The sequence below is a fragment of the Janibacter cremeus genome, from assembly GCF_029395675.1.
GTDB lineage: Bacteria > Actinomycetota > Actinomycetes > Actinomycetales > Dermatophilaceae > Janibacter > Janibacter cremeus_A.
In genome coordinates this window covers 2,685,819-2,706,369 of sequence record NZ_CP115184.1, presented here as the reverse complement: position 1 = coordinate 2,706,369, position 20,551 = coordinate 2,685,819, and the positions used below count along the sequence as shown (strand labels likewise).

General features: G+C 72.7%; 23 protein-coding genes. 14 read left to right on the top strand and 9 right to left on the bottom strand.

Translation table 11 applies throughout. The features are described 5' to 3' along the window. Positions 1 to 48: 48 nt before the first annotated feature. The 5 genes from O9K63_RS12925 (at position 49) to O9K63_RS12905 (ending at position 5,591) form a co-directional block, all read left to right on the top strand. Positions 49 to 702, top strand: a complete 654-nt coding sequence (locus O9K63_RS12925) for a TetR/AcrR family transcriptional regulator (RefSeq protein WP_277238434.1) — start codon at positions 49 to 51, stop codon at positions 700 to 702. Continuing rightward, the gene (locus O9K63_RS12920) at positions 699 to 1,694 is read left to right on the top strand and encodes an ABC transporter ATP-binding protein (RefSeq protein ID WP_277238433.1); all 996 of its coding nucleotides are present in this window, start codon (positions 699 to 701) and stop codon (positions 1,692 to 1,694) included. The genes O9K63_RS12925 and O9K63_RS12920 overlap by 4 nt, the downstream gene beginning before the upstream one ends. After that, positions 1,691 to 3,289 carry an ABC transporter permease gene (locus O9K63_RS12915; protein ID WP_277238431.1) on the top strand — a complete coding sequence of 533 codons (1,599 nt, stop codon included), beginning with the start codon at positions 1,691 to 1,693 and terminating at the stop codon, positions 3,287 to 3,289. The genes O9K63_RS12920 and O9K63_RS12915 overlap by 4 nt, the downstream gene beginning before the upstream one ends. 136 nt (positions 3,290 to 3,425) lie before the next feature. Next, a complete protein-coding gene (locus O9K63_RS12910) occupies positions 3,426 to 4,685 on the top strand; it encodes a beta-propeller fold lactonase family protein (RefSeq protein WP_277238429.1) in 1,260 nt (419 codons plus the stop codon). Beyond that, positions 4,686 to 5,591 (top strand): diacylglycerol/lipid kinase family protein, encoded by a 906-nt coding sequence (locus O9K63_RS12905; protein WP_277238427.1) that lies wholly within the window; start codon positions 4,686 to 4,688, stop codon positions 5,589 to 5,591. It abuts the gene before it with no gap. On the opposite strand, the gene O9K63_RS12900 is transcribed toward O9K63_RS12905, so the two are convergent. Further along, complete coding sequence (locus tag O9K63_RS12900) at positions 5,588 to 5,863, bottom strand: WhiB family transcriptional regulator (protein WP_277238426.1); 276 nt, start codon at positions 5,861 to 5,863, stop codon at positions 5,588 to 5,590. The two genes, O9K63_RS12905 and O9K63_RS12900, sit on opposite strands and share 4 nt — an antisense overlap. Continuing rightward, the gene (locus O9K63_RS12895; RefSeq protein WP_277238424.1) at positions 5,860 to 6,327 is read right to left on the bottom strand and encodes a pyridoxamine 5'-phosphate oxidase family protein; all 468 of its coding nucleotides are present in this window, start codon (positions 6,325 to 6,327) and stop codon (positions 5,860 to 5,862) included. Before O9K63_RS12895 ends, O9K63_RS12900 begins: the two co-directional genes overlap by 4 nt. Positions 6,328 to 6,476: 149 nt before the next feature. Here O9K63_RS12895 and O9K63_RS12890 point away from each other — a divergent pair, with 149 nt between their 5' ends. From O9K63_RS12890 to O9K63_RS12875, 4 genes are all read left to right on the top strand, one after another. Then, complete coding sequence (locus O9K63_RS12890) at positions 6,477 to 7,235, top strand: SDR family oxidoreductase (protein ID WP_277238421.1); 759 nt, start codon at positions 6,477 to 6,479, stop codon at positions 7,233 to 7,235. A 95-nt stretch (positions 7,236 to 7,330) separates the two neighbouring features. Beyond that, a complete protein-coding gene (locus tag O9K63_RS12885) occupies positions 7,331 to 8,014 on the top strand; it encodes a VOC family protein (RefSeq protein WP_277238419.1) in 684 nt (227 codons plus the stop codon). A 48-nt stretch (positions 8,015 to 8,062) separates the two neighbouring features. Further along, positions 8,063 to 8,572, top strand: a complete 510-nt coding sequence (locus tag O9K63_RS12880; protein ID WP_277238417.1) for a MarR family winged helix-turn-helix transcriptional regulator — start codon at positions 8,063 to 8,065, stop codon at positions 8,570 to 8,572. Further along, positions 8,569 to 10,212, top strand: coding sequence for an MDR family MFS transporter (locus O9K63_RS12875; RefSeq protein WP_346771028.1), 1,644 nt, complete (start codon positions 8,569 to 8,571; stop codon positions 10,210 to 10,212). The genes O9K63_RS12880 and O9K63_RS12875 overlap by 4 nt, the downstream gene beginning before the upstream one ends. A gap of 102 nt (positions 10,213 to 10,314) precedes the next feature. Here the strand turns inward: O9K63_RS12875 and O9K63_RS12870 are convergent, their stop codons facing one another. Then, positions 10,315 to 11,229, bottom strand: a complete 915-nt coding sequence (locus O9K63_RS12870; RefSeq protein ID WP_277238415.1) for a pseudouridine synthase — start codon at positions 11,227 to 11,229, stop codon at positions 10,315 to 10,317. A gap of 117 nt (positions 11,230 to 11,346) precedes the next feature. On the opposite strand from O9K63_RS12870, the gene O9K63_RS12865 reads away from it, so the two are divergent. After that, complete coding sequence (locus O9K63_RS12865) at positions 11,347 to 12,369, top strand: pirin family protein (protein WP_277238412.1); 1,023 nt, start codon at positions 11,347 to 11,349, stop codon at positions 12,367 to 12,369. Between the two features lie 7 nt (positions 12,370 to 12,376). Here O9K63_RS12865 and O9K63_RS12860 read toward each other — a convergent pair whose 3' ends face one another. The 3 genes from O9K63_RS12860 to O9K63_RS12850 form a co-directional block, all read right to left on the bottom strand. Continuing rightward, positions 12,377 to 12,976 (bottom strand): DUF421 domain-containing protein, encoded by a 600-nt coding sequence (locus O9K63_RS12860; RefSeq protein WP_277238410.1) that lies wholly within the window; start codon positions 12,974 to 12,976, stop codon positions 12,377 to 12,379. 73 nt (positions 12,977 to 13,049) lie between these two features. Next, on the bottom strand, positions 13,050 to 14,132 hold the full coding sequence (gene rsgA / locus O9K63_RS12855) for a ribosome small subunit-dependent GTPase A (RefSeq protein WP_277238409.1): 1,083 nt from the start codon (positions 14,130 to 14,132) through the stop codon (positions 13,050 to 13,052). A gap of 52 nt (positions 14,133 to 14,184) precedes the next feature. Continuing rightward, positions 14,185 to 14,691: an ATP-binding protein gene (locus O9K63_RS12850; RefSeq protein ID WP_277238408.1), complete on the bottom strand. Its 507-nt coding sequence runs from the start codon at positions 14,689 to 14,691 to the stop codon at positions 14,185 to 14,187. An 82-nt stretch (positions 14,692 to 14,773) separates the two neighbouring features. On the opposite strand from O9K63_RS12850, the gene O9K63_RS12845 reads away from it, so the two are divergent. From O9K63_RS12845 to O9K63_RS12830, 4 genes are all read left to right on the top strand, one after another. Continuing rightward, on the top strand, positions 14,774 to 15,655 hold the full coding sequence (locus O9K63_RS12845; RefSeq protein ID WP_277238406.1) for a DUF5926 family protein: 882 nt from the start codon (positions 14,774 to 14,776) through the stop codon (positions 15,653 to 15,655). Between the two features lie 62 nt (positions 15,656 to 15,717). Next, positions 15,718 to 16,125 (top strand): DUF4446 family protein, encoded by a 408-nt coding sequence (locus O9K63_RS12840; protein WP_277238404.1) that lies wholly within the window; start codon positions 15,718 to 15,720, stop codon positions 16,123 to 16,125. Positions 16,126 to 16,150: 25 nt separating this feature from the next. After that, a complete protein-coding gene (gene pheA / locus O9K63_RS12835) occupies positions 16,151 to 17,083 on the top strand; it encodes a prephenate dehydratase (RefSeq protein WP_277238402.1) in 933 nt (310 codons plus the stop codon). Between the two features lie 143 nt (positions 17,084 to 17,226). Continuing rightward, the gene (locus tag O9K63_RS12830) at positions 17,227 to 17,766 is read left to right on the top strand and encodes a YceI family protein (protein ID WP_277238401.1); all 540 of its coding nucleotides are present in this window, start codon (positions 17,227 to 17,229) and stop codon (positions 17,764 to 17,766) included. On the opposite strand, the gene O9K63_RS12825 is transcribed toward O9K63_RS12830, so the two are convergent. Genes O9K63_RS12825 through O9K63_RS12815 form a run of 3 tightly spaced genes read right to left on the bottom strand, consistent with a single transcriptional unit; the run spans position 17,756 to position 20,546 of the window. Then, complete coding sequence (locus O9K63_RS12825) at positions 17,756 to 18,700, bottom strand: alpha/beta hydrolase (protein WP_277238399.1); 945 nt, start codon at positions 18,698 to 18,700, stop codon at positions 17,756 to 17,758. The two genes, O9K63_RS12830 and O9K63_RS12825, sit on opposite strands and share 11 nt — an antisense overlap. After that, a complete protein-coding gene (locus O9K63_RS12820; protein WP_277238398.1) occupies positions 18,697 to 19,725 on the bottom strand; it encodes a 1-acyl-sn-glycerol-3-phosphate acyltransferase in 1,029 nt (342 codons plus the stop codon). Before O9K63_RS12820 ends, O9K63_RS12825 begins: the two co-directional genes overlap by 4 nt. Continuing rightward, complete coding sequence (locus O9K63_RS12815) at positions 19,722 to 20,546, bottom strand: patatin-like phospholipase family protein (protein WP_277238397.1); 825 nt, start codon at positions 20,544 to 20,546, stop codon at positions 19,722 to 19,724. The genes O9K63_RS12820 and O9K63_RS12815 overlap by 4 nt, the downstream gene beginning before the upstream one ends. Positions 20,547 to 20,551 lie beyond the last annotated feature (5 nt).

Below are 20,551 nucleotides of genomic sequence, written 5' to 3'. Positions count from 1 at the left end.
TTCGTATCCCCTTGACCGCGGACTGAACCAACGTTTAGTCTGCTGAACATGAGTTCAGTGGACGACCGGACGGCCCGGGCGCGGGTGCGGGATGCAGCGCTCGAGCTCTTCGCCGAGCACGGCGAGGACGCGGTGACGATGCGGCAGATCGCCGAGCGCGCCGACGTGTCCGCGGCGCTCGTCGTGCACCACTTCGGGTCCAAGGCCGGGCTGCGCGAGGCGGTCGTGGAGCACGTCCGCGACCGGATGGACGAGCTCTTCGACCTCTCGAGCGACAGCGGACTGACCGGCGAGTGGTCCTCGATCGCCGAGGTGCTCCAGGAGGCCCTCCCCGAGGGTTCTCCCGTCATCCGCTACCTGCGCCGACTGATGATGACCGGCGACCCGCTCGCCACCGAACTGCTCGCCGCGTGGCACCGACGCACGGTCGAGATCTTCCGCGCCTGGGACGACGCCGGCGTGCTCCTCGCGGGACCCGACCCGCAGACCCGCGCGGCACTGGCGATGTCCGCCGACCTCGGCACCCTCCTCCTCGCCGACCACTGGCAGCAGGTCCTCGGCTACGACCCACTCCACGGCGACGGTCTCGCGCGGTGGGCCGACGAGGCGATGCGCGTCTATGCCGCAATCTTGCCCACACCGGATACAGGGACAGACACCACGATCGGGGCCCAACCCCCTTCGTCGAAGGAGCGACCATGAGCACCACCCCGCTCGACCAGATCGTCCACGCTGCGGACCTGCACAAGGCGTACGGCAGCACCCACGCCCTCGACGGGCTCGACCTCGACGTCACCCGCGGGGAGGTGCACGGCTTCCTCGGCCCCAACGGGTCCGGCAAGTCCACGACCATCCGCGTGCTGCTCGGCCTCACCCGCGCCGACAGCGGCACCGTCACCGTCCTCGGCGGCGACCCGTGGCACGACGCGGTCGAGCTGCACCGGCGCCTCGCCTACGTGCCCGCCGACGTCATCCTGTGGCCGGGCCTGACCGGCGGGCAGTGCATCGACATCCTCGGCCGCGCCCACGGCGGCATCGACGAGCGTCGTCGGGGCGAGCTGGTCGAGCGCTTCGACCTCGACACCCGCAAGCGCACCCGCGACTACTCCAGCGGCAACAAGCAGAAGGTCTCGCTCATCGCCGCGCTCGCCGCCGACGTCGACCTGCTCCTCCTCGACGAGCCGACCTCCGGCCTCGACCCGCTCATGGAGCAGGTCTTCCAGGAGACCGTGCGCGAGCGCGTCGCCGACGGCACGACCGTGCTCCTGTCGAGCCACATCCTCGGGGAGGTCGAGGCCCTCGCCGACCGGGTGACCATCATCCGGTCGGGACGGACCGTGACGACCGGGACGCTCGCCGAGCTGCGTCGCAGCACGAGCAGCCAGGTCCACGCCGTGACCGACCGGCCGCTCGACCTCGGCCCGGTCCCCGCCGTCACCGGTCTGGTGACGAGCACCTCCGAGGGGCGTCCGGAGATCCGCTGCCACGTCGACGCGACGCAGATCGCCGACGTCGTCGGCCGGGTCCACGCCGCCGGGGTGCACACCCTGACGATCACCCCGCCGAGCCTCGACGACGTCTTCCTCGAGCTGTACCGCGACACGTCCGCGGACGAGCCCGCCACGCAGGGCACCCCACCGCGTCTGGGTGACCACGCCGGCGGCCCGACCACCGAAGGGGAGCCGGTCCGATGAGCGCCTCGACCTGGACCCACGTCTCGGGGGTCGGCACCAACCTGGGCGTCCAGTGGCGCACCGGGTGGAAGGCCCTGGCCGCCTGGGTGCTCGGCCTCTACGCCATCGTCGCGCTCACGGCGGTCTCGATCACCAGCCTCTACGAGACCCCGGCCGAGCTGCAGACCTACGCCGCCTCGACCGACACCCCCGCGCTGCGGATGCTCAACGGCGACGTCGCCGGCCTGGACACCATCGGCGGGGTCCTGGTGAACGAGCTCGGCTTCGTCGTCGCCTTCGCCCTCCCGGTGCTGGCGATCTCCCTCACCGGTCGCGGGACGCGACGGGAGGAGGAGGCGGGCCGCCTCGAGCTCCTGCTGGCCTCGCGGATGGGTCGGCAGGCCCCACTCGTCGCCGCGGTCCTCCTCGGCCTCGCGGCCCTGGTGGCCCTCAGCGCCCTGACCGCGGTGACCTTCGTCGCCGCGGGTGCAGACACCCTCGGGTCCCTCCTCTACGGTCTGGCCGTCCTGGCCTTCGGGGCCGTCTTCGTCGCGATGACGGCGGTCCTCGCGCAGGTCTTCGGCCACCAGCGCTCGGTGTGGGGCGCCGGCCTCGCGATCGCGCTGGCCTCCTACATCCTCCGCGGTATCGGCGCGGTCGACGGGACGTGGCTGGTGTGGCTCTCGCCGCACGGCTGGTACGACGAGGTGGCGCCCTTCGGCCGGCCGCAGGGAACCCCCTTCGTCCTCGCCGCCGCGACGACCCTCGTCCTGCTGGCCCTCGCCCTGCGCCTGTCCGCCGGGCGCGACGTCGGCGGGTCGCTCCTCGCCGCCCGGACCGGCCCCCACCGGGCGACACCGTGGCTGCGCACCCCGGTCGGGCTCGCCGTGCGGGAGCACCGAGGCGCCACGCTCGGGTGGGCACTGCTCGTCGCGATCCTCATGGGCACCTACGGCGGGCTGACCCAGACGGTCATGGACGCCTTCGCGAACAACCCGGAGCTGGCCCAGTTCATCGCCGGCGGCGGCGAGGCACTCGTGGAGGCGATGGCCGCGATGTTCGTCCTCATGCTCGCGATGCTCGTCGTCGGCTACGTTCTTCAGTCCCTCGGCTCGCTGCGCAAGGAGGAGACGTCCGGGCGCCTCGAGCTGCAGCTGAGCGAGGCCCGCGGTCGCGTCGTCTGGCTGGTGCCGCACCTGCTCGTGGTCGCCGTCGGCACGCTCGTCGTCGGCGGTGTCGGCGCCGTGACGCTCGCCGTCACGACCGCGGCCTCCCTCGAGGACTCCTCGTGGGTCGGCACCCTCGTGGGCGCGGGTGCCACGCACCTCCCGGTGGTCCTGCTCTTCGCCGGACTCTCGGTGGTGCTCTTCGGCTGGCTGCCGCGGGTGCAGCCGGCGGTCTGGGCGGCCTTCGCGGTGGCCGCCGTCCTGTCCTACATGGGCCCGGGGCTCGACCTGCCGCAGTCGCTCATCGAGTGGTCGCCCTTCGGCCTCGTCGGCAACGTGCCGGCGGGGGACGTCGACGTCGTGGGGTCGCTCGTCGCGGGCGTCGGTGGACTGCTCCTCCTCGCTCTCGGGGTCCTCGGCTTCACCCGCCGGGACGTCCCGCGCGGCTGAGTCCGCCGCCGACTCCGCGGGGGATCGGCCCGGCCGCACACCCGTCCCCGTCCGGGCGGGCACGGTGCGCCTCCATGACGACGGCCACGCATGGCCTAGATTCTGCGGTGACGCTGTCCACAACGAGGTGCCCTCCGTGAAGATCAAGAACGACCCGGTCTACGTCCGGCGGCGGCGCGCCGTCATCGCCGTCCTCCTCGTCGCCGTCCTCATCCTCGTGCTGGTCATCGGCAAGCTGCTCAGCGACGACGGCTCCGCCGAGGCCTCGCCGACGAGGGCGAGTGCGACGGCCGAGCCCGAGGCCACCGCCCCGGCCGAGGTCGAGTCACCTGCTCCGGAGGACTCCCCGGACGCCGCGCAGGGCAAGAAGGCCGACCCGGCCGAGTCCGACCTCGTGCGCGTCCAGCGCCTCACCGGTGAGATGACGCCGAAGTCGGTCGTCGCGTCGAAGAAGGGCCAGGTCTTCGCCCAGAACATGATGTACACGCACACCGTCAGTGTCTTCACCGCCGACGGCTCGCTGCAGAAGACGATCGGTGACTCGGTCGATCTCGCCGGCTTCGGGATCGAGGGCCACCCGGGGACGAGCCAGGGCTCCCCGGTCGAGATGGCCTTCTCCCCCGACGGCGAGACCGCGTGGGTGAGCAACTACTCGATGTACGGCGAGGGCTTCCTGCCCGAGGGCAAGGACGCGTGCGAGGGCCCCGAGGGCATCTCCAACAGCTACCTCTACAAGATCGACACCTCGTCCCTGGAGATCGTCGACGTCATCGAGGTCGGTGCGGTGCCGAAGTACGTCGCCGCCACCCCCGACGGCTCCCGGGTCCTCGTGTCCAACTGGTGCTCGATGGACCTCAGCGTCATCGACGTCGAGCAGGGCGATGTCACCTCGACCATCCCGCTCGGCGGCGACAACCCGCGCGGCATCGAGGTCTCCCCGGACAGCTCCACGGCCTACGTCGCGCTCATGGGCGACGACCGCACCGTCGCGGTCGACCTGGCCTCGGGCGCGGTCGACGGCGACTTCACCGTCACCGGCGACGGGCCACGCCACCTCGTGCTCTCCCCGGACGGCACGCACCTCTACGTCACGAACAACAACGACGGCACCGTCAGCGAGGTCGACACCGCCACGGGTGAGGTCACCCGCGTCGTCGAGGTCGGCAACCAGCCGCGCTCGATGGCGATGAGCCCGGACGGCGGCGCCCTGTACGTCGTCAACTACTCGGACGCCACGATGAGCAAGGTCCTCACCGAGGACTTCGAGGTCGTGCAGACCGTGAAGACGGACCCGCACCCGATCGGCGTCACCTACGAGCCGACCAAGGAGCGGGTCTGGGTCGCCAACTACGGCGGCTCGATCATCGTCTTCGACGACTCGCGTACGGCCGGCTGAGTGCGCTCCGCCCTCATCATCAACCCGGCGAAGGGGGGATGGGAGCGGGCGCTCGAGGCGGTCACCACGCAGGCGGAGTCGGCCGGCTGGCCCACCCCGGCGGTGCACCTGACCACCCGCGCGGAGACCGGCCGCGCCCAGGCCGAGAGCGCGCTCGCGGCCGGGGCCGAGCTGGTCGTCGTCGCCGGGGGTGACGGCACCGTGCGCGCGGTGGCGCACGCCCTGGCGGGGACGGGCACGCAGCTGGGTGTCGTGCCGACCGGGACGGCCAACCTCCTCGCGCACAACCTCGACCTGCCGAGCGGGATCGAGGCGGCCGCGCACGTCGCGGTGACCGGCACTCCCCGACCCGTCGACCTCGGTCTCGCCCGCATCGACGACGAGGCGGAGGACCATCCCTTCGTCGTCCTGGCGGGGATGGGTCACGACGCGGCGACCGTCGCGGCGACCCGGCCCCGGCTGAAGGACCGCATCGGCTGGCCGGCCTACCTGGCCCCCGCCGCGGTGTCGGCCATGCGCCGACCGGTACCGGTGACGGTGCGCCACGACGACGAGCCGGAGCGGGACGTCCTCGCCTGGAGCGTCCTGGCCGCGAACTGCACGCGCGTGCGCGCCGGCGTGCTGGTGCCGGGCGGCCTCGTCGACGACGGGCTCCTGGACGTGCTCGAGGTGATCGTGCGCTGGCCGGTCCAGTGGGTCGGTGTGGCCGCGAAGGGGTGGGGCTGGCAGCGCGACGTCTCCGGGCTGCGGACCCGGCCCTCGCGCGAGCTGACGGTCACCAGCGCGACACCGCTGCACGTCCAGCTCGACGGGGACGTCATCGGGCCCGCCCGGCGGATGCACGTGCGCTGCGTCCACCACGCCCTGTCGGTGCGCACCTCCGCGCCGACCGGGCCGCTGCCCTAGGCCCCGCGGGCGTCGTCGGCGCGGCGCAGCTCGCGGCGCTCCTGCGGGGTCAGACCGCCCCAGATCCCGTGGTCCTGCCCGGACCGCAGGGCGTACTCGAGGCACTGCGCCCGCACGGGGCAGTCCTCGCAGATCGCCTTGGCCTGACCGACCTGCCACACCGCCGGGCCCGCGACGCCGACCGGGAAGAACAGGTCCAGGTCCTCGCCGAAGCACGCGGCGTCGTGGCGCCAGTGCCGGGTCTCCTCAGCCCGCCGGGTGAAGGGGTTCAACAGCAGCCGCACTCCCGACGGCTGACCCGCATCTCGCGCCCGCTGATCTCGTCGGGGCGGATGGAGGTCCAGAACGTCCCCTCCGGCTGCTCGTCCCACTGGTCGCCGAGCAGCTTCTCGAAGCGCTCGCTGGCCTCCTCGTCGTAGACGGTGCTCGCGACGCCCTTGACCAGCACGCTCCACCCGGTGCCCTCGAGTGCGTCGAACTCGTCGACCTCGAACGCGACGGATGTCTGGTTGACCGCGGACGCCAGCGACGAGTCCCACCTGGCGCGGAAGGCGATGCTGCCGCCGTCGACGACGTGGTTGACCGGGAGGATGACCGTCTCCCCGGCGTCGTGGAAGGCGATCCGGCCGATCGGTGTCGACGCGATCCGGCGCAGGCAGTCCTGGTGGGCCAGCACCCCCAGCCCGCGGTGGTCCGTGGCGGCGGCATCCCGCCGTGGCTGCTCGGTGGTTGTCATGGTGGGCCTCCTGGCTGCTGCACTCCTGGCGAAGTGGTCCTCTCGAAGGATGGTCCGCCCCAATTTACACGGCTCCGGTCGTGAATAATAGGGCTGGCCGGCCACTGAGCGGCAACGAACCCCCGGCACCCGCGCGATACCGTCGGGCCATGACCTTCACGACCCTGATCACCGGCGCCAGCTCCGGCCTCGGCGCCGAGATGGCCCGCCAGTTCGCCGCGCTCGGTCACGACCTCGCGCTCACCGCCCGCCGGACCGACCGCCTCGATGCGCTCAAGGCCGAGATCACCGCCGCCCACCCGCAGCGCCGGGTCGAGACCTACGCCCTCGACGTCACCCGCGACGAGGACGTCTCCGCGGTCTTCGAGCGGGCGAAGGGGGACTTCGGCCGCCTCGACCGCGTGGTCGTCAACGCCGGCCTGGGCAAGGGCGCCCCGTACGGGAAGGGCAGCCACTACGCCAACCGCGAGACGATCACCACCAACGTGCTCGGCGCCGCCGCGCAGACCGAGGCGGCGATGGCGATCTTCCGCGAGCAGCAGGCCGGACACCTCGTGCTCATCGCCTCGATCACGGCGCTGCGTGGCATGCCCAAGTCGATGACGACCTACGGCGCGACCAAGGCCTTCGTCGCCTCGCTGGGCGAGGGCATCCGCTCCGAGATGCTCGGCAAGCCCGAGCTCGACATCGATGTCTCGGTGCTCTACCCGGGCTACATCCGCTCGGAGATGAACGAGAAGGTCGAGCAGAAGACGAAGTTCATGGTCGACACCGACGTGGGCGTGCGCGCGATGGTCGAGGCGATCGAGGCCCGCAAGCCCAGGGCCTACGTCCCCGCCAAGCCGTGGGTGGCCGTCGGCGCCGCGATGCAGGTGCTCCCGCTGAAGGTCGTGCGCAAGCTGCTCTGACGCGGGCGTCCTCCGCCGGGTCGATGTATCAGCGCGTGTCCAGAGGCTCGCTGGTACATCGACCCGCCGTCAGCCGGTCGGGTCATGATGGCCGGATGGAGATCATCGGCCTGACCGTCACCGCACCCGACGTCGCCGCCACCGAGGAGGCCTGGCGCCGCCTCGGGCCGGCCGGCGTCCTCGTCGAGGTGGTCGCCGGGGAGCCCGGGCTCGCGGCGGTCACGCTCGGTGTCGACGACGTGGACGCGACCGAGCGCCTGCTCCGGCGAAGGGGGCTGGCCGGGGACGCGGCCGGATTCGACCTCGGCGGGACCGTGTGGCGACTGGCCCCCACCCCGCGGGACGAAGGGGGCGGACCCGCACCGCGCGCGGAGGAGGCCGTCGGGGACTCCGCCCCCGGTGACCACGTCGTCGTCGACCACGTCGTCGTGGTCACCGGCGACGCGGAGCGGGCGGTGGCGGACTTCGGGGCCCGGCTGGGGCTCGAGCTGCGGTTGGACCGGGACACCGGGCACGGCTTCCGCGGGCTGTTCTTCCGCTGCGGTGACGCGGTGGTCGAGGTCATCGTGCCGAGCGACCCGCCGGAGGGACCGGACACCTTCGGCGGCGTGGCCTGGCGGGTGGCCGACCTCGAGGCGACGAGGGCGCGACTGGCGGCCGCCGGCGTTGAGCTCTCCGAGGCGCGGGAGGGCCGCAAGCCGGGCACCCGCGTGACGACGGTGCGCGACCCCGCCCTGGCCGTGCCCACCCTGCTGGTCGCCACCGCCCCACGCCCGTAGGGGAACATGCAGTTGTATGTCTGCGTCATGCAGATATATAGTTGGTAGGTGCACACAACTACTTCGGCCGTCGGGCTCCACCTCCAGGAGACCCTCGGACAGGTCTTCGGGCAGTTCGCCCGGCTGATCGCCCGGCGCCAGACGCTCGATCCGCAGGCGATGTCGCGCACCGACTACGCCCTGCTCGCCACCCTCGAGCACTGCCACCAGGAGTGGGGGATGCGCACCTCCCACCTCGCCGAGGTCCAGGGCCAGGACGCCTCCACCGTCAGCCGCCGACTGGGTCAGCTGGTCACGCAGGGCCACGTCGAGCGGCTCGCCGACCCCAGCGACGGTCGCGCCTCCACGGTGCGGCTGACCCCGGCGGGCCGGGCCGCCCTGACCGACGAGCGCACCGCTCGCACCGACCTGCTCGGCGCGCTCCTCACCGACTGGCCGCACGGCGACCTCGTCGACCTCGATCGCCTGCTCACCCGCCTGAGCGAGGACCTGGCCGTCGACGCCCGGTCCGCCGGCCACCTCCCTTCGCCCCACACCACCGGAAGGACCTCCGCGTGAGCACCGCCCCCACCCCGTACCGGATGAGCCGCGAGCACCAGCGGGTCTTCATCGGCCTGATGCTGGGCATGCTCGTCGCGTCGATCAGCCAGACGATCGTCGGCCCGGCCCTCCCCCGGATCGTCGCCGAGCTCGGCGGCATGAGCCACTACAGCTGGGTCGCGACCGCCGCGATGCTCGTCTCCGCGGTGACCGTCCCGATCGTCGGCAAGCTCTCCGACCTCTTCGGCCGCCGGGAGTTCTACATCGGCGGGATCATCGTCTTCATGGCCGGGACGGTCTTCGCCGGCTTCGCACAGAGCTTCTGGATGCTCGTGGTCGCCCGCGGGATCCAGGGGCTGGGCATGGGGACGCTGATGCCGCTGTCGCAGACCATCATCGGCGACATCATCCCGCCGCGGCAGCGCGGCAAGTACCAGGGCCTGATGGGCGCAGTCTTCGGCGTCACCTCGGTCGCCGGGCCGCTCGCCGGCGGGCTGATCACCGACCACCTCGGCTGGCGCTGGCTGTTCTTCGTCACCCTGCCCATCGGGCTCCTCGCGCTGACCTTCATCGTCAGGTTCCTCCACCTGCCGCACGAGCCGCGCAGGGCGGTCATCGACTACCCGGGCATCGCCACGCTGTCCACGGCACTGGTCGCGCTGCTGATCGCCGTCAGCTCCGGCGGCACCTCCTGGGCCTGGGGGTCGAGCACCTCGCTGGGCCTGTTCGGCCTGAGCCTCGTCTCGACCATCGCCTTCGTGGCCATCGAGCTGCGCGCCGTCGAGCCCCTGCTGCCGCTGCGTCTCCTCGCCGACCGCACGATCGCCCTGAGCCTGATCGCCTCCTTCGGCATCGCCATCGTCATGTTCGGCTCGATCATCTACATCCCGGTCTACGCGCAGGGCGTGGTCGGGGTGAACGCGACCGACTCCGGCCTGATCCTCATGCCGCTCATGCTCGGATTCATCATCTGCGGCATCCTCACCGGGCTGGCCATCACCAGGACCGGCCACTACCGCCCGTTCATGCTCACCGGCATCGCGATCATGGCCGGCGGCGTCCTCCTGCTCACCCGGCTGGACCACACGGCCACCGCGACGCAGCTGACCGTGGCGATGGTCGTCATCGGGGTCGGCCTCGGGATGGCCATGCAGCAGTACACCCTCGTCGTGCAGAACGTCGTCACCCGCGCCGACATGGGCACCGCGACCGCCTCGACCCAGTTCTTCCGCAACGTCGGCTCGACCGTGGGCATCGCGATCTACGGCACCGTCATGGCCACGGGGCTGGGCCGCAGCATCGCCGATCACCTGCCTGCCGGGACGCCGAGGGGGGCCGCCAGCCAGATGGACGCGGGCTCGGTGCTCGACCCGGACGCCCTGGCGAACGTCCCGCCGGGGGTCGCGGAGGCCGTGCGCTGGGGCCTGGCGGAGCAGCTCGGGAGCGCCTTCATGCTCGGGCTGCCGGTCCTCGCGGTCGTCTTCATCGCGACCTTCTTCATCCCGCACGCGCCGTTGCGCGAGACGACCCACGACCACCCGGTCGAGGACGCCGGCCAGGACGAGATCGACGCCTACGCCGCTGAGTCACCCGAGGCGGCCCGCCGCAGCGCCGGGTCACGGATGCCGACATCCGTCGGGTCGAGCCCGCAGGGGTGACCGTCGCGCGGAGGTGGCCACCTCCCTTCGCGCCGCTTGTGCCCTACCTCATGTGGCGGGACGTCCCATGGGATGAGGTAAGGCACAAGTCGCCCGGCCACCTCACTCGAGCGGCAGCTCCCGTGCGCTGACGAACCGCCGCTCGCCGGCGTCGACCGGGTCCACGAACTCCACCGTGCTGGCGAGCAGCTGGAGCGGCCGGGAGAAGTCGTCGAGCGAGACGTCCAGCACCTCCGGGTAGAGCGGATCGTCCACGATCGGGATGCCGAGACCGTGGAGGTGGAGCCGTAGCTGGTGGGTGCGCCCGGTGTGCGGCGTCAACCGGTAGACGGCCAGGTCACCGACACGCGCCTCGACCGCGACATCGGTCACGGCGTTGACCGGCGCGTCCGGCACCACCCGGGCCTGCCATTCCCCGCGCGTCTTGCGGATGTGGTTGCGGACGGTGACGGGCAGCGCCAGACCATCGCGCCACGGCGCCAGCGCCAGATAGGTCTTCCGGACCCGCTGCTGCTCGAACATCGTCTGGTACGGCCCCCGCCACCGGCGCTCTGTCGCCAGCATGAGCACGCCCGAGGTCACCCGGTCCAGCCGGTGCAGCGGGGAGAGCTCCGGCAGGCCCAGCTCGTCGCGCAGTCGGACCACGACGCTCTGCCGGACGTGCCGACCGCGCGGGATCGTCGAGAGGAAGGGCGGCTTGTCCACGACGACGAGTCGCTCGTCGCGATGGAGGACGCTCAGCTCACCGGGCACCTCGACCTCCTCGCGCAGGTCCCGGTGGAACCACACGAAGGTGTGCGGTCGGTACTCGTCGCCGGGCAGGACGGCACGACCGTCGTCGTACACGAATCGCGCGTCGGCAAGCATCCCGTCCACGTCGACCTCGTCGGGGATCTTCTCCCGCAGCCAGGCCGACATCGTCGGCCACCGGGGCGGTCGCAGGGCATCCCGATCCGGCGTGCGCACCCACGCCGCGCTGAGTCCGTGGCGCGCGGCGAGCGGTGAACGTGGGGGCACGGTCGCGAGACTAGACGCTCGAGCACCGACCACGCCCCGACCCCCGCCGACCCTCGCGGAATGTTTGATTTTCAACTACTGTTGGACATGGTGACCCACCCACCGAAGGAGCGCACCATGCCCGCCGTGACCGTCGAGAACATCCTCACCCTGCCCCGGGTGAACCAGCCGCTGCCCGAGACGGTCTCGCGCCCCGTGCTGTCCGTGACGACCGCACCCCAAGGCCACGAGGGCGAGGGCTTCCCCGTCCGTCGCGCCTTCGCCGGCGTCGACTCGGCGCGCCTGGACCCCTTCATCCACATGGACCAGATGGGTGAGGTGGAGTACGCGCCCGGCGAGGCCCGCGGCACCAGCTGGCACCCGCACCGCGGCTTCGAGACGGTCACCTACATCATCGACGGGACCTTCGCCCACGAGGACACCCACGGCGGTGGCGGGCTGATCACCAACGGCGACACGCAGTGGATGACGGCCGGCTCCGGCCTGCTGCACATCGAGGCCCCGCCGGAGGAGCTCGTCGTCAGCGGCGGCGTCTTCCACGGTCTCCAGCTGTGGGTCAACCTCCCCAGCCACCAGAAGATGACCGACCCGAAGTACCAGGACATCCGCTCCGGCGAGGTCGGCCTGCTCTCCAGCCACGACGGCGGCGCGCTGATCCGGGTCATCGCCGGCGAGCTCGACGGCCACGAGGGCCCGGGCATCACGACGACCCCGATCTCGATGATCCACACGACGATCGCGCCGGGGGCGCGCATGCACGTGCCGTGGCGCGAGGACTTCAACGGCCTGGCCTACGTGCTCTCCGGTCGCGGCCTCGTCGGCCCCGAGCGGCGTCCGATCCGCGAGGGCCAGCTGGCCGTCTTCGGCGCCGGCGGCGCCCTCGAGATCGCGGCCGACGACCGGCAGGACTCCCGCAGCCCCTCCCTCGAGGTGGTGCTCCTCGGTGGTCGGCCGATCCGCGAGCCCGTCGCCGCCTACGGCCCCTTCGTCATGAACACCCGCGAGGAGCTGATCACGGCCGTCGAGGACTTCCAGGCCGGTCGCCTCGGCGTCATCCCCAAGGCACCGCGGGTGCGTCCCGCCCTCGAGGTCGCCGAGGCCATGGCCAGGGGCGGTCGCCCCGGGCACGACGTGCTCTGAGCCCTCGCTACACGTCGTCGAAGAACTCCCGCGGGATGCGGTCGGCGTCCCTGACCCATGCCACGAGCGCGGGGTCCAGGGGGATGCCGCGGCGCAGCACGCTGATCCGCCCAGTGGACTCGAAGACGACGCAGGCGACCTCGCGTGGATGGCGCACCCCCGCCTGCCGCAGTGCGGCGTTGAGCTCGCGGTCGGTGACGTGGGCGAAGCGCATGTTGCGCTCGAGCGCCTCCGCCCCGGCCATGAGCAGCACCGGTCCCGAGTTGACCCACCGGGCCCCCCGGACCGTGCGGCGGAGCTCACCGAAGCCCGCCTCCATCGCGAAGAGGCACGCCAGGCCGATGACCCCGGCGGCCAGCGTCGGCGGGTGCCCGAGGATGACCCGACCCGCCACGGCACCGACGGTGATGACCACGACGACGTCGAAGGTGCCCATCCCCGTGAGCACCCGCACCCCGAAGATCCGCACGAGGACGAGGAAGGCGAGGTAGATCCCCACCGCGGAGAGCGCGACGGCCAGGGCCTGCGTCGGGTCGGTGCCGAGGCGGTGGCCGACCTCCCCCCAGTCGATCACGGACGAGTCGGCGGCGGGGAGGGCAAGGGGCATGGCACTCGCATGGTACCGAGGTCCGGGCGGCGCCCGCCCGCGCGGACGTCCCGCACCGCGGTGATCCGGCTCGTCAGGCGAAGGGGTCCTGCCCCCGCTTGAGGGCCGCGCGCGCCTTCCCGGCGCGCCCCGTGGCCGCCCACCGCTTGCGGGCCCTGGCCCGTGCGGCCGGGTCGGACCGCATGGCGATCCACTCCGCCTCCCGCTGCAGCTTCTGCCAGCTGGCCCACCGGCGCTCCTCCAGGCGACCGTCGGCGAGGGCCGCCCGCACGGCGCACCCGGGCTCGCACTCGTGCGAGCAGTCGTTGAACCGGCAGGCCGAGATCAGCTCCTCGACGTCCGGGAAGGCGCGGGCCACCCCTTCGCCGTCCTCGTGCAGGCCGATCGACCGCAGCCCGGGTGTGTCGACGAGGACCCCGCCACCGGCGAGCGGGACGAGCTCCCGGGCCGTCGTGGTGTGTCGTCCCTTGCCGTCCTGGCGGGTGTCGGTGACCGCCTGGACCTCTCGGCCGGCGAGGACGTTGACGAGCGTCGACTTGCCGGCGCCGGACTGCCCGACGAGGGCGGTGGTCCCGCGCGCGAGCACTTCGGCGACGCGGTCGATGCCCTCGCCGGTCTCGGCCGAGGCGACGAGCACGGTGACCCCGGGGGCGGCGGCCTCGACCTCGGCGCGGGCGGCGTCCGGGTCGTAGGCGAGGTCGGCCTTCGTCAACACGACGAGGGGCTGCGCCCCCGACTCCCAGGCGATGACGAGGTAGCGCTCGATGGCCGACAGCCTCAGTCGGGTCTCGAAGGGCACGGCGACGAGGACGTGGTCGAGGTTGGCGGCCAGCACCTGCGCGTCGCAGCGCTCCCCCGCGACGCGCCGCACGATCGCACTACGGCGGGGAAGGACGGTGCGCACCACGTCCCCGTCGTCACGCCGCTCCAGGCCCACCCAGTCACCGGTCGTCGGCTGCTCCTCGAGCAGGCTCCCGGCGGGCAGACGCACCAGCGCGGTCAGCGGGCCGTCCGCGGTGTGGACGGTGACCCGGCCGCGGTCGACGCGGCCGACCCGTCCCGGCACCAGGACGAAGTCCCCCGCCACCTCCTCGAAGGCGGCAGCACAGGCGTCGTCCCAGCCGATGGACGTCAGGTCGGTGGTCGTGATGTTCATCCACCGACAGTGGCACCCGGGCCCTCACGGGGCCACTGATTTTCCGTCCGCCTCAGTGCCCCACGCGGCGGCGGGAGGGGCCGCCGAGGGCGGCCCAGACGGTCGTCTGCTTCTCGTCGCGCTGCACACCCCACTCGTGGGCGATGCTGCGCACGATCCGCAGGCCACGACCGGAGGTGGCCCACACCGCACGTGCCGCGGGCACCGGCTGGGTGTCCGACCCGCCGTCGCTGACCTCGATCTCGACGCTGTTGCCCCGCGCCTTCCAGTGGATGCGCACGGTGCGGTCCGCGAGCGGGGTGGCATGACGCAGTGAGTTGGTCACGAGCTCCGTGGTGACGAGCTCGGCCTCGCCGACGATCTCCTCGTCCACCCCGCGCGCCGCCAGGTCGAGTGCCACGGCCTGACGGATCCGGGTCACGGTCTGCAGCTCCCAGCGGGCCCGGATCGTGCGGGCCTGGCCGCGCCCGATCTCCCCTCCGAAGCTGTCGAGACCGCTCGCGGACGACGCTGTCGTGCCTGCCTGGCCCACCGTCGGGCTCCCTTCCTCACCGATCACGTTTCCTCCCCGATCACCTCATTGTCCCCGTGAGGGCGGTCCGGCCCAACTCGCCACGCACCGACGGCCTACGCTGACCGGCATGGGAAAGGCTTCGCGACGCAAGAAGGAGGCGCAGGGCAAGACCAAGGTCGCCCCTGCGCCCCACATCGCACGCCCCTTCGCGGGGCTGCCCGGCGAGGCCGACTGGGTCGCCGCCTACGAGATCCTCCCGGCGGCCACGGCCACCCTCACCCTCAGGGCCGAGGCGGTCCCCGAGGGCGCACCGGAGACGGTCACCCTCGCCACGGTGCTGCCGATGGCCTGGCCCGCGCTGCGGCGTGACGACGGCAGCATCCTCGTCGCCAGCCAGTCCGGCTCCACCAGCGGGGACCCGAGCCGCGACCTGGCGCAGGCGCTCCTCACCGCCCTCGAGAGCGAGCCGGGCGCGCCGATCACCCGGCTCCCCCGTGCCACCGCCGAGACGCCGCGGCTGCAGGACCTCCTCGACACCGAGGCCGACTTCGACGTCACGGTGCACGAGGGGTTCGACTTCTGGCTGGACGGCCAGGAGGTCACCGGCGAGGCCGCCGAGTCGCTCGAGCGCGCCAACGAGAGCGTCGTCCCGACGACACCGATCACCTCGGCCCCGGCCACCTACTGGTGCCGGATCGGGGAGCGCACCTACATCCGGCACGTCCTCCCGGACGACGAGGACGCGGCCACCACGGCCCTGGCCCGCCTCCACGCGAAGGGGGAGTCCCACCTCGGCGAGGACCGTCGCCTCCTCGGCGCCTTCCGCGCCGGCGGCCTGCTCGTGCCGGTCTGGGAGGTCCCGGCCGACACGGAGGCGGCCGACCACGAGGACGCCGTCACCGACTTCGCCGGCCGGTACGCGACGGCGCTCGCCGCCACCGAGGACCTCACCCCCGACGAGCGCAGGGCGCGCAACGGCCTGCTCTCCCGCCAGGTGACCCTGCGCTGAGCCCCTTGCGCAACTGCTTGGGCTCCTGCGAATCCCTCCCCCCGCGTCGCTAGGGTGACCGCATGACCGTGGTCGAGATCGCCCTGCTGTGCGGGCTCGTCGTCGCCCTGGTCGTCGCGACCCTGGCACTGCTGCGCCTGCGCGCGCTGAGCGATCGGGTGGTCGAGCTCGAGCACCGCTCCCCCGTCGGGGAGGGCGACCTGGCCTCCCTTCGCCACGACATCGCCCAGGCGCTGCGGCACGTGGCGGTCGTGCGCTACGACGCCTTCGGCGACATGGGCGGGCGGCTGTCCTTCTCCGCCGCGATCATCGACGACACCGGCGACGGCCTGGTCGTCAGCAGCATCCACGGGCGCGGGGAGTCCCGCACCTACGCCAAGGGCGTGGTCGGTGGCGACGCCGACGCGACCCTCACCCCCGAGGAGCGCCAGGCGCTCGCCGCGGCCCGCACCGGCTCCGTCGACGCCTGACCTCCCCCTTCCCACTGGAGACGCCATGACCCGCTACGCCTACCTCGGCCCCGAGGGCACCTTCACCCAGCAGGCGCTGATGATGTGGGGGCCCACCGAGGACGCCGAGCAGGTGCCGTGCGGCTCCGTCGACACCGCGCTGGAGCAGCTGCGCGCCGGCGACGTCGACGCCGCCGTCGTGCCCATCGAGAACTCCGTCGAGGGCGGCGTCTCCGCGACGCTCGACGCCCTCGCCTCCGGAGACCCGCTCGTCGTCGTCGGCGAGGTGCTCGTGCCGATCACCTTCGTCGCGTGCGCCCGGCCGGGGACACGGCTGCAGGACGTCACGGCCATCGGGACCCACAGCCACGCGTGGGCGCAGGTGCGCGGCTGGGCCGACCACACGGTCCCGCACGCGGTCTACGTCCCCACGCTCTCGACCGCCTCCGCGGCCAAGGACCTCGCCGAGCACCCCGGCGAGGTCGGCTACCAGGCCGCCGTGTGCGCCACGGTCGCCGCCGAGCGGTTCGGGCTCGAGGTCCTCGCCCACGACATCGGCGACATGACGACCGCGGTCACCCGCTTCGTCATCGTCTCCCGCCCGGAGTGGCAGCCCGGTCCCACCGGCAAGGACAAGACGACCGTCGTGCTCTACCAGCGCACCGACCGCGCGGGTGGCCTGCTGGAGCTGCTCGAGCAGTTCGCCGTGCGCGGCATCAACATGACCCGCCTGGAGTCACGCCCCACGAAGGACTCCATGGGCTCCTACTGCTTCTCGATCGACTTCGAGGGGCACGTGCAGGACGAGCGGGTCGGCGCGGCCCTGATGAGCCTGCACCGGGTGTGCGCGGACCTGCGCTTCCTCGGCTCCTACCCGGCGGCCGCCGGCGCCGAGATCACCGTCGACCCGATCACCACGGACGAGGCCTTCCGGGACGCGCGTCGGTGGCTGGAGCGGTTGCGGGCCCTCGGGGGATAGACGCATGCACAGGGGGTGACCAGAGCCCGTGCCCGGCGTAGCATTGAACTGATGTCGGCTCGATCAGATCGAGCCTCGCGCGGTCCGCCGAGTGGTCCCCCCAGTGCCCCGTCCAGCCCGCCGTGCCCCATCGAGGAGCACTCATGGACCACACAGGCACCGCGGACCTGACCGAGGTCACCGCGGGGACGTACGAGATCGATGCCACGCGTTCGGTGGCGACCTACGCAGGCAAGCACATGTTCGGCCTGGGCACGGTGAGTGCCGAGCTCAACGTCACCGGCGGCGAGATCCGCGTCGCCGAGTCCGAGACGGGCTGCCGAGTGCACGCCACGATCGACGCCGCCAGTTTCACCTCGGACAACGCCCGTCGGGATCGAGATGTGACGGAGAACTTCCTCCAGGTTGCGACCCATCCCGACATCGTCTTCTCCTCGAGCGCGGTTCGCCGCGTCGGCGATCGCCTACTGGTCGAGGGGACCGTCACCGCCCACGCGCACACCGTGCCCGTCGAGGTCACCGTGCACTCGATCGAGTCCGAGGGCGAGACCATCCACATCCACGCCGGGGCCTCGCGTCTGGACCGCTTTGCCTTCGGGATCACCAACGGCAGGGGCATGGTGGGACGCTTCCTCGACCTGGAGCTCGATGTCGTGGCTGTCCGGGGGCCGGTCAGGCGGTGACGTCCTCGCACCACCCGAGCAACCGCTCCATCAGCGCCTGCGACTCCGGCAGCCGCGCGTCCGAGTGGTAGGAGTGCCACAGCCCCTCGGCGACGTCGAGCTCGGCCGCTCCGCCCGCCGCCCGCCACCTCGTGTGGATCCGCGCGGCGTCGGAGAGGAAGAGGTCACGCGTGCCGGAGGAGATGAAGGCCTCGGGCAGCGCCCCACCGGTCCAGTCCGCGTGCACGGGTGACAGGAGCGGGTCGCGCGGGTGGGCCCGCCCGGCGTAGGCCCGGGCGAAGCGCTCCTGCTGGCCGCGCCACCGGATCCAGGCGTCGCGGCCCTCGTTGACGCGGTAGGAGTCGCCCTCGCCCGCGAGGTCGCCGAAGGGGGTCAGCGCCACCAGCCCCAGGGGCAGGGGGACGTCCGCACCCCCCGCACTCCGGGCCCGGAGACGTTGCAGGACACCGAGGGCGAGGTTGGCGCCCGCGGAGACGCCACCGAGCAGGACCCGTGGGCCGCGCTCCGCCACCCCGGCGAGGTAGGCGTCGACGCAGACGTCGATCGCGACGGGGAAGCGGGCCTCGGGAGCGAGCGGGTACTCGACCGAGATGACCGGCCGGGCCAGCCCCTCGGCCAGCCGCAGCCCCGTCCCGTCGCGGGCGGACCCCCAGCAGAAGCCGCCGCCGTGGATCCACAGCACCCACGCGTCGTCGGCGACGCCCTCACCGGGCTCCGCCGTCATCAGCAGGTGGCCGTCGGGGCGCTCGGTGACGTGCACGCCCCGGGCGGCGCGGTCGGCCTCGAACCCCGCGAGCTGCTCGGCCGCCCCCTTCGTCCGCAGCCACCGGGTGACCTGCGGGGTGAGCGGCCACCGGTGGGGCCGGTTGTCCGCCGCGGCAGCGGCTGCGGCCGCCTCCGCGCTCACGGTCGGTGGCAGCTGTGCGCGGCTCACGGGTGCTCGCGCCGCTCGACGTGGGAGCCGACCCAGGCGTTGAGCTCGTCCCACTCGGCATCGAGCCACTCGGCGACCTCGCCGGGCTCGGTGGGCACGTCCTCGCTGCGGTGGGTGATCCCGCGGAAGAGCAGCCGGTTGCGGAAGGGCACCGCCCTGATGACCGGTCCCGGCCCGGTGAGCATGTCCAGGCCCGTGTGGGCCACGACCATGACGTCAGCCTCGGGAGCGTTCTCCCGGATGGCCGCGACACCGCGCGAGCGGGCCTCGAGCACCCACGGGCGCGACTCGACCCGGTCCGCCCGCTCGTGCTCGCCGCGCGCACGCAGGCGCTCGACGAGGGCCTCGTGGCGGTCGGGGGCCCAGTTGCGTCCCTCGGGGAAGATGAGCATCGCGTCCTTGCTCGTGAGCGTCGACGCCAGGTCCGCGACCCCGCGGGTGCGGTCGTCGCCGGCGCCGGAGCGCGAGGGGACGAAGTAGGAGTCCAGGCGCTGCAGCACCATCGCGATGCCGGGGTCCCACAGCATCGCGTCGGCGAGGACGATCCGCGGGATCCGGCCGGCGGTCGACGCGAGCAGCCAGGCGATCGCCAGCGAGTCCGCCGGGCCGGCGTGCCGGGAGATGACGACGAGCGGGTGGCCCGGGCGGCCGACCGTGATGGCGCCCTCGACGTCGATCGTGAAGCCGACCACCTTGCCGGCGGTGAAGATCACGTTGTTCAGCGCCCGGCGGATCAGGGTGAGGTGGTCCTCGTCCCAGGTCGGGCTGGTGCCCCGCGGCGAGCGCAGCCGCAGGTACCAGCACTCGACGACGAGCCCGATGTCCTCCCACATGATGTAGAGCGCGAGGAAGAGGCACCGCAGCAGCGCCAGGCGTCGGTCCCACGGCCACAGCAGGAGCATGAACGGCGCGACGGCGACGAAGAGCAGCGAGAAGAAGATCCCGACGAGCGGGTAGATCCCCTGCAGGACCAGCCGCAGCCAGTACGGCGGCGCCGGGAGCGAAGGGAGGGAGCTGATCCTCACGAGGTGGTCCCCCGCAGGTAGGCACTCGTGGCGTCGAAGGCGCGGGCCATCCGGTCCTCGACCTTCGCGACCGAGCCCTGGCCGATGAGCGAGGCCGTCGGCGTGCGGTCGACACCGCTGGGCAGCACGTGCAGCCGCACGTCGTCGGGGACCTCGGCGATCTCCTCGACGAAGCGGTGCCGCCGGGCGATCTCGAAGGCGACGAGCCCGACGACCAGCGGGTTGCGCGGCACGGCCAGCGGCTGCTCGACCCGACCGACTTGGAGCACGTGGACGACGGTGGCGCCGAGCGCGATCGCCCTCCCCACCGGGATGGAGTGCACGAGGCCGCCGTCGTAGTAGTGGGCGCCGTCGATCTCCACGGGGGCGAAGAGCCCCGGGACCGCGCAGCTGGCGGCGACCGCCGGGGCGACCGGCCCGGAGGTGAACCACCGCGAGGCCGAGCCCTCGATCTCCGCGGCGACGCACTGGAAGGGGACGGCCAGGTCCTCGAACTGCTCCACGCCGAGGTGCCGCTCGACGAGGTCGGGGATCAGTCCCCTTCGCATCACGTGGGTGCGGTACCTGGCGAAGCGGGCCGCCTGGCGCACCGGGCTCTCGCCCATCTCGCCGGAGACGACGACGTCGCGCCACAGCTCCTCGAGGCGGGCGACCCCCTCCGCCGTGGGGTCCGCCGCGACGAAGGCGCCGTTGACCGCACCGATGCTCGTCCCGACGACGAGGTCGGGTGTGACGTCGGCGGCCAGGAGCGCCTGGAGCATCCCGACCTGGGTGGCCCCGAGAACGCCCCCTCCACCGAGGACGAAGGCGGTCGTGGGCATGGTCG

Bases quoted from the DNA above. Each gene is read 5' to 3' on its own strand.
- O9K63_RS12925 (WP_277238434.1), top strand. From the start codon at position 49: ATGAGTTCAGTGGACGACCGGACGGCCCGGGCGCGGGTGCGGGATGCA.
- O9K63_RS12920 (WP_277238433.1), top strand. From the start codon at position 699: ATGAGCACCACCCCGCTCGACCAGATCGTCCACGCTGCGGACCTGCAC.
- O9K63_RS12915 (WP_277238431.1), top strand. From the start codon at position 1,691: ATGAGCGCCTCGACCTGGACCCACGTCTCGGGGGTCGGCACCAACCTG.
- O9K63_RS12895 (WP_277238424.1), bottom strand. From the start codon at position 6,327: ATGACAACCACCGAGCAGCCACGGCGGGATGCCGCCGCCACGGACCAC.
- O9K63_RS12890 (WP_277238421.1), top strand. From the start codon at position 6,477: ATGACCTTCACGACCCTGATCACCGGCGCCAGCTCCGGCCTCGGCGCC.
- O9K63_RS12885 (WP_277238419.1), top strand. From the start codon at position 7,331: ATGGAGATCATCGGCCTGACCGTCACCGCACCCGACGTCGCCGCCACC.
- O9K63_RS12865 (WP_277238412.1), top strand. From the start codon at position 11,347: ATGCCCGCCGTGACCGTCGAGAACATCCTCACCCTGCCCCGGGTGAAC.
- O9K63_RS12860 (WP_277238410.1), bottom strand. From the start codon at position 12,976: ATGCCCCTTGCCCTCCCCGCCGCCGACTCGTCCGTGATCGACTGGGGG.
- rsgA (WP_277238409.1), bottom strand. From the start codon at position 14,132: ATGAACATCACGACCACCGACCTGACGTCCATCGGCTGGGACGACGCC.
- O9K63_RS12845 (WP_277238406.1), top strand. From the start codon at position 14,774: ATGGGAAAGGCTTCGCGACGCAAGAAGGAGGCGCAGGGCAAGACCAAG.
- O9K63_RS12840 (WP_277238404.1), top strand. From the start codon at position 15,718: ATGACCGTGGTCGAGATCGCCCTGCTGTGCGGGCTCGTCGTCGCCCTG.
- pheA (WP_277238402.1), top strand. From the start codon at position 16,151: ATGACCCGCTACGCCTACCTCGGCCCCGAGGGCACCTTCACCCAGCAG.
- O9K63_RS12830 (WP_277238401.1), top strand. From the start codon at position 17,227: ATGGACCACACAGGCACCGCGGACCTGACCGAGGTCACCGCGGGGACG.
- O9K63_RS12815 (WP_277238397.1), bottom strand. From the start codon at position 20,546: ATGCCCACGACCGCCTTCGTCCTCGGTGGAGGGGGCGTTCTCGGGGCC.